Raw genomic sequence first — 5,512 nt, 5'->3', positions numbered from 1 at the left:
GGCCCCGCAGCGAGATCCCGGTGCCGGTGCATCCCGCCCGCCAGCGCGTCGCCTGCACCACCTGCCCGGTGACGCAGGACTTCAGCCCCGACCGCCTGAACTTCTTCTTCGACGCCGCGACCGGCGTCATCCGCGAGATCCGCTGCGGCTAGGGGATTTCGACGCCCAGCCCACGCAGCAGGTCGATCCAGGCCGCGCGGCCCTTCTCCCGGTCGAACATCTGGAGCGCCGTGGCCCGCGCCGCGGCGCGCATTCCGCCGCTCGCCTCCGGATGGCGGCAGGCGTCGATCAGCGCCTCCGACAGCGCCTGCGGGTCGAAGAACGGCAGCAGCCGTCCGTTGACGCCGTCCTGGATGGCGTCGCGCAGCGGCGGGGTGTCCGACCCGATCACATAGCAGCCGCTGGCCATGGCCTCCGAAAGAGACCAGGAGAGCACGAAGGGGTAGCTGTAGTAGACGTGGGCGGTGGAGAGCCGGAGCGCCGCGAGCATCTGCGGATGCGGCACGCGGCCCAGGAAATGCAGCCGGGTCTCATCGAGCTCGAGCCCTTCGAAGCAGACCTGCTTCCAGGTCTTGTCGTCCGGGGCGGCCCCGCCGTAGCCGCGCTTGCTCTCCTGGCCGATGACGATGACCTGCGCGTCCGGCACGGCCTTCATCAGGGCGGGGAGGGCGCGGGCGAAGATGTGCAGCCCGCGCATCGGCTCCATGTTGTTGTTGATGTGGGTGATAACCGGGGCGCCGGGCGGGATCACGCGGCCATCCGGCAGGACGAACGGCTCGGCCGGGCCGGGGCGGATCGCCTGCACGTCCACGCCCTCGTGGAAGATCCGGACGCGTGGGGCGAAGACGCTGGGCAGCAGTGAGGCCTGGAAGGGGGTCGGCGAGACGATGGCGTCGGCGTCCGTGAGGGCGAGCGCCATGGTGGCGTTCTTGGTCTTGCCCTGGAGGATGGCCTCTTCGCTGGGCTCGCCGAACTCGGGGTCGAAGCCGATGTCGACGCCGCGGCCGTGGTAGAAGAACTCGGCGAACAGCACGCGCCTGGCCTGCGGCCACACCTCGTCGAGGTAGAGGGTCTCGCCCCAGCCCGGGTGGCCGATGACCACGGCGGGATCGAAGCCCTGCTCCTGCAGGGCCCTGCCGGCCTTGTACGCCGCCCGGGCCCGCAGCATGTCGGCCTCGGCGCGCACGGCCAGCGGCAGGATGCCCGGCGTGGTGCCGCGCCCGAGCCGGTAGGTCACCTGCCGCACGCCCGGCAGCCCCGGTGCGGTGTGGGCCGCGATGGCGGCGCAGGGCACCCCGCGCGCCAGCAGCGTCTGCGCCAGATCGCGGAACTGGGCAGGGAAATTGTTGTGGACGAAGACGACGCCGGACCGCATGGCGCCTTCATAGCGCCGGCCGCGCGGGTGTCACCCCCGCCCTCGGGAGGTCTGGCGGCGGGGCCGCTTCTGCCCTAAGGGCTGTCGCCGGGCCACGCGGATGTGGCGGAACTGGTAGACGCACTGGATTTAGGTTCCAGCGCCGCGAGGCGTGGAGGTTCGAGTCCTCTCATCCGCACCATCCTGCCGCGCCCGCCGGGCCTGGCCGGACGGCTCCTGCGCCTAAACGCTTGGACACGGGCGTGGCGCATGACATAAGTCGCCGCCCCGCCGCCGGAGCCTCTCCGGCGGCGCTCACCATTTCACACTGAAGGCGGGCGGAACGCGTGAGACGACGCGGCGTCCGGAAGTTCCAGAATGTCGATGCAGATCGTTGAGAAGTCCGGTGAAGGCCTGAGCCGCGTCTACGGCGTGACGGTGCCCGTCCAAGACCTGACCGAGAAGCTGGAGGCGCGGATCAAGGAGATCACGCCGACGCTCAACATCAAGGGCTTCCGCCCCGGCAAGGTGCCGCCGGCCCACGTCCGCCGGCTCTACGGCAAGGCGCTGATGGGCGAGGTGGTCGAGCAGACGCTCACCGAGACCACCCAGAAGGTGCTGACCGACAACAACCTGCGGCCGGCGGGAGACCCGGACCTGAAGCCGGAAGGCGACATCAACGAGGTGATCGAGGGCAAGGCCGACCTCACCTACGAGATCGCCGTCGACCTGATGCCCGAGTTCGAGCCGGTGGATCCCGCGACGCTGTCGCTGGAGCGCCCGGTGTACGAGCCGACCGACGAGGAAGTGACCGAAGCGGTCAACGAGCTCGCCTCGCAGAACAAGACTTACGAGACCCGCACCGGCAAGGCCGTGAAGGCGAAGGACGGCGACATGGTCGTCATCGACTTCGTCGGCAAGCTGGACGGCGAGGCCTTCGCGGGCGGTACGGCCACCGACGCGGAGCTGGTGCTGGGGTCGGGCCAGTTCATCCCGGGCTTCGAGGACCAACTGATCGGCGCCAAGCCGGACACCGACGTGGAGGTGAAGGTCACCTTCCCGGAAGACTACCAGGCGGCCAACCTCGCCGGTAAGGAAGCCGTCTTCGAGGTGAAGGTGAAGGAAGTGAAGGCCCCGGCGGAGACCGCCGCGGACGACGCCTTCGCCGAGCGCCTGGGCGTCGAGAACCTCGAGAAGCTGCGCGAGCTCATCAAGACCAACCTCGAGCAGCAGTACGCGGGCGCGAGCCGCTTCAAGCTCAAGCGCGCCCTGCTCGACCAGCTCGACACCAAGCACGACTTCCCGCTGCCGCCGAAGATGGTCGAGGCCGAGTTCGCCTCGATCTGGCAGCAGGTCCAGCAGGACAAGGAGCAGGGCAGCCTGCCCGAGGACGACGCCGGAAAGACCGACGAGCAGCTCCAGGCCGAATACCGCAAGATCGCCGAGCGCCGCGTGCGCCTGGGCCTGGTGCTGGCCGAGATCGGCCGGGCCAACAACGTCCAGGTGACCGACCAGGAGCTGGCCGAGGCCATGCGCCGCGAGGCCATGCGCTACGGCCCGCAGGCGCAGCAGGTGTTCGACCTGTTCCGCCAGAACCCGAACGCCCAGGCCCAGCTCCGCGCCCCGATCTTCGAGGACAAGGTGGTGGACCTGATCGTCGAGAAGGCCACGGTCGCCGACAAGAAGGTCTCCAAGGACGACCTCATGAAGGACGACGACCTGCCGGAAGGCTACTCGGCCTGATCGGCGGCGACAGCCACGCATTCGAAGCGCCCCCGGGTCACTCCGGGGGCGTTTTCATTTCCTGGCCGGCGATGGGCTAGAGGCCGCGCAGGCGGCGCAGCAGCTCGGGGTTCTCCACGCGCGCGCGGCGCGCGTTGATCTCCTGGTGCGGCGACGGCGCGTCGTCCTCCGGCCGCTCGGGCGGCAGGGCGACGGCGGGCTCGTAGGCGGGGGACGCAGGCACAGTGAGCACGTCGGTCTCGGGGGCCATCGGGCGGTTCTCCCTGGATCCCCGCTCCCCCGGGGACCTCCCGCTGTTAAGGTATCATTTACGCTGTCTCGCCGCCTAGGGTGACCTCGCGGCGCCGGCCTTGACGATCCCGTGAGGGAGGACGTCCGCAGACCCGAAATCGCCGAACGCGGGTCAGAATCCGGTTGGCTTCGCGCCGGAACGGGCCTTAACCTCGATCCCGGACGCCGCGTCGTGACGGCGGGCCCTCTCTGGCCAGGCCAGAGTTCGCCTTCGCCGCCGCGGGAGTAGAGCGTGGTCGGGAAGGAAGCCGTCTTGCAGCGCACGCGTACCGAAGGCCCCGATTACTTCCACAAGGTCGTCGATTGCCAGTGGGCCTGCCCGGCCCACACGCCGGTCCCCGAGTACATCCGGCTGATCGCCGAGGGCCGCTACGCCGACGCCTACATGATCAACTGGCGATCCAACGTCTTCCCCGGCGTGCTCGGCCGCACCTGCGACCGCCCCTGCGAGCCGGCCTGCCGGCGGGGCCGGGTGGAGGAGGAGCCGGTGGCGATCTGCCGGCTGAAGCGGGTGGCCGCCGACAACAAGGGGGACGTGGCGGCGCTGATGCCGCCGCCGGCGATGGCGGAGAACGGCCGGCGGATCGCCCTGGTCGGCTGCGGACCCGCCTCGCTGACGGTGGCGCGGGACCTGGCGCCGCTGGGCTACCGCCTCACCCTCTTCGATGCCGAGGCCAAGAGCGGCGGGATGATCCGCTCGCAGATCCCGCGCTTCCGCCTGCCCGAGGCGGTCATCGACGAGGAGGTGGGCTACGTCACCGCGCTGGGCGGGGTCGAGCTGCGCCTGGGCGAGCGCGTCGACAGCCTGCGGGCCCTGCTGGCGGAGGGCTACGACGCGGTCTTCGTGGGCTCCGGCGCGCCGCGTGGCCGGGACCTGGAGCTGCCGGGGCGGGCGGAGGCCGCGGCCAACATCCACATCGGCATCGACTGGCTCTCCTCCGTCTCGTTCGGCCACGTGGACCGCATCGGGCGGCGGGTGATCGTGCTGGGCGGCGGCAACACCGCCATGGACTGCTGCCGCACCTCGCGCCGGCTGGGCGGCGAGGACGTGAAGGTGATCGTCCGCTCCGGGTTCGAGGAGATGAAGGCCTCGCCCTGGGAGAAGGAGGACGCGCTGCACGAGGATATCCCGATCCTCAACTACCGGGTCCCCAAGGCCTTCACCCACGAGGGTGGCCGGCTCACCGGCGTGCTCTTCGAGGTCGTCGAGGCCCGCTACGACGACATGGGGCGGCGCCGGCTCGTGCCGTCCGGCGCGCCCGACGAGCACTACGAATGCGACGACGTGCTGGTGGCGGTGGGCCAGGAGAACGCCTTCCCCTGGATCGAGCGCGACCTGGGCCTGGAGTTCGACGAGTGGGGCATGCCGGTGGTCGACCCGGTCACCTTCCGCTCGACCCTGCCCAATGTCTTCTTCGGGGGCGACGCAGCCTTCGGTCCGAAGAACATCATCTGGGCCGTGGCGCACGGCCACGAGGCGGCGGTCTCCATCCACCGGTTCTGCGAGGGCGAGGACGTCGCGGTCCGCCCGCCGCCGGGCGCGAGCCTGGTCAGCCAGAAGATGGGCATCCACGAGTGGAGCTACGACAACGACGTCTCCAACGACCGGCGCTACCGGGTGCCGCTGCGGCCCAAGGTGGAGGCGCTGCGCGACGTACGGCTGGAGGTGGAGCTGGGCTTCGACCGGGACCTGGGGCTCAAGGAGGCCCAGCGCTGCCTGAACTGCGACGTCCAGACGGTGTTCGCGGATCCCCTCTGCATCGAGTGCGACGCCTGCGTCGACATCTGCCCGATGGACTGCATCACCTTCACCGAGCCGGGGGAGGAGGGTGAGCTGCGGACCCGGCTGAAGGCGCCGGCCCCAAACCTCACCCAGGACCTCTACGTGTCCGGCGCCCTGCCCACCGGACGGGTGATGGTGAAGGACGAGGACGTCTGCCTGCACTGCGGGCTGTGCGCCGAGCGCTGCCCCACCGGCGCGTGGGACATGCAGAAGTTCTACCTCGAGGTCACGCACGCGGAGCACGCATGCCAGAGCCGGTAGTGAGTGGTGTCGGACCGCGCGTGAACGACTTCGTCGTCAAGTTCGCCAACGTCAACGGCTCGGGCTCGGCCAGCGCCAAC

The 5,512-nt window shown here is 70.2% G+C and carries 4 protein-coding genes and 1 tRNA gene; 3 read left to right on the top strand and 2 right to left on the bottom strand.

Going from position 1 to position 5,512, the window contains the following annotated elements; translation table 11 throughout:
• Window positions 1-148: 148 nt before the first annotated feature.
• Window positions 149-1,375 carry a glycosyltransferase gene (locus ACE3Q8_RS23050; protein ID WP_374473246.1) on the bottom strand — a complete coding sequence of 409 codons (1,227 nt, stop codon included), beginning with the start codon at window positions 1,373-1,375 and terminating at the stop codon, window positions 149-151.
• A gap of 96 nt (window positions 1,376-1,471) precedes the next feature.
• Here ACE3Q8_RS23050 and ACE3Q8_RS23045 point away from each other — a divergent pair.
• Together ACE3Q8_RS23045 and tig are read left to right on the top strand one after the other, a co-directional pair.
• Window positions 1,472-1,556: transfer RNA gene (locus tag ACE3Q8_RS23045), tRNA-Leu, on the top strand.
• A gap of 182 nt (window positions 1,557-1,738) precedes the next feature.
• Window positions 1,739-3,097, top strand: coding sequence for a trigger factor (gene tig / locus ACE3Q8_RS23040; protein WP_374473248.1), 1,359 nt, complete (start codon window positions 1,739-1,741; stop codon window positions 3,095-3,097).
• A 76-nt stretch (window positions 3,098-3,173) separates the two neighbouring features.
• On the opposite strand, the gene ACE3Q8_RS23035 is transcribed toward tig, so the two are convergent.
• Window positions 3,174-3,347, bottom strand: a complete 174-nt coding sequence (locus ACE3Q8_RS23035) for a hypothetical protein (RefSeq protein WP_374473244.1) — start codon at window positions 3,345-3,347, stop codon at window positions 3,174-3,176.
• Between the two features lie 294 nt (window positions 3,348-3,641).
• Between ACE3Q8_RS23035 and ACE3Q8_RS23030 the strand changes: the two genes are divergently transcribed.
• A complete protein-coding gene (locus tag ACE3Q8_RS23030; RefSeq protein WP_374473242.1) occupies window positions 3,642-5,432 on the top strand; it encodes an FAD-dependent oxidoreductase in 1,791 nt (596 codons plus the stop codon).
• Window positions 5,433-5,512 lie beyond the last annotated feature (80 nt).

The organism is Phenylobacterium sp. (assembly GCF_041913825.1).
In the GTDB taxonomy this organism is placed as follows: domain Bacteria; phylum Pseudomonadota; class Alphaproteobacteria; order Caulobacterales; family Caulobacteraceae; genus Phenylobacterium.
Note: the sequence above shows the minus strand (reverse complement) of the source record. Positions and strands in the feature narration are given on the sequence as shown.

What these genes read in the sequence shown, in the direction of transcription:
- ACE3Q8_RS23035 (WP_374473244.1), bottom strand. Translation starts at nt 3,347, where the DNA reads ATGGCCCCCGAGACCGACGTGCTCACTGTGCCTGCGTCCCCCGCCTAC.
- tig (WP_374473248.1), top strand. Translation starts at nt 1,739, where the DNA reads ATGCAGATCGTTGAGAAGTCCGGTGAAGGCCTGAGCCGCGTCTACGGC.
- ACE3Q8_RS23050 (WP_374473246.1), bottom strand. Translation starts at nt 1,375, where the DNA reads ATGCGGTCCGGCGTCGTCTTCGTCCACAACAATTTCCCTGCCCAGTTC.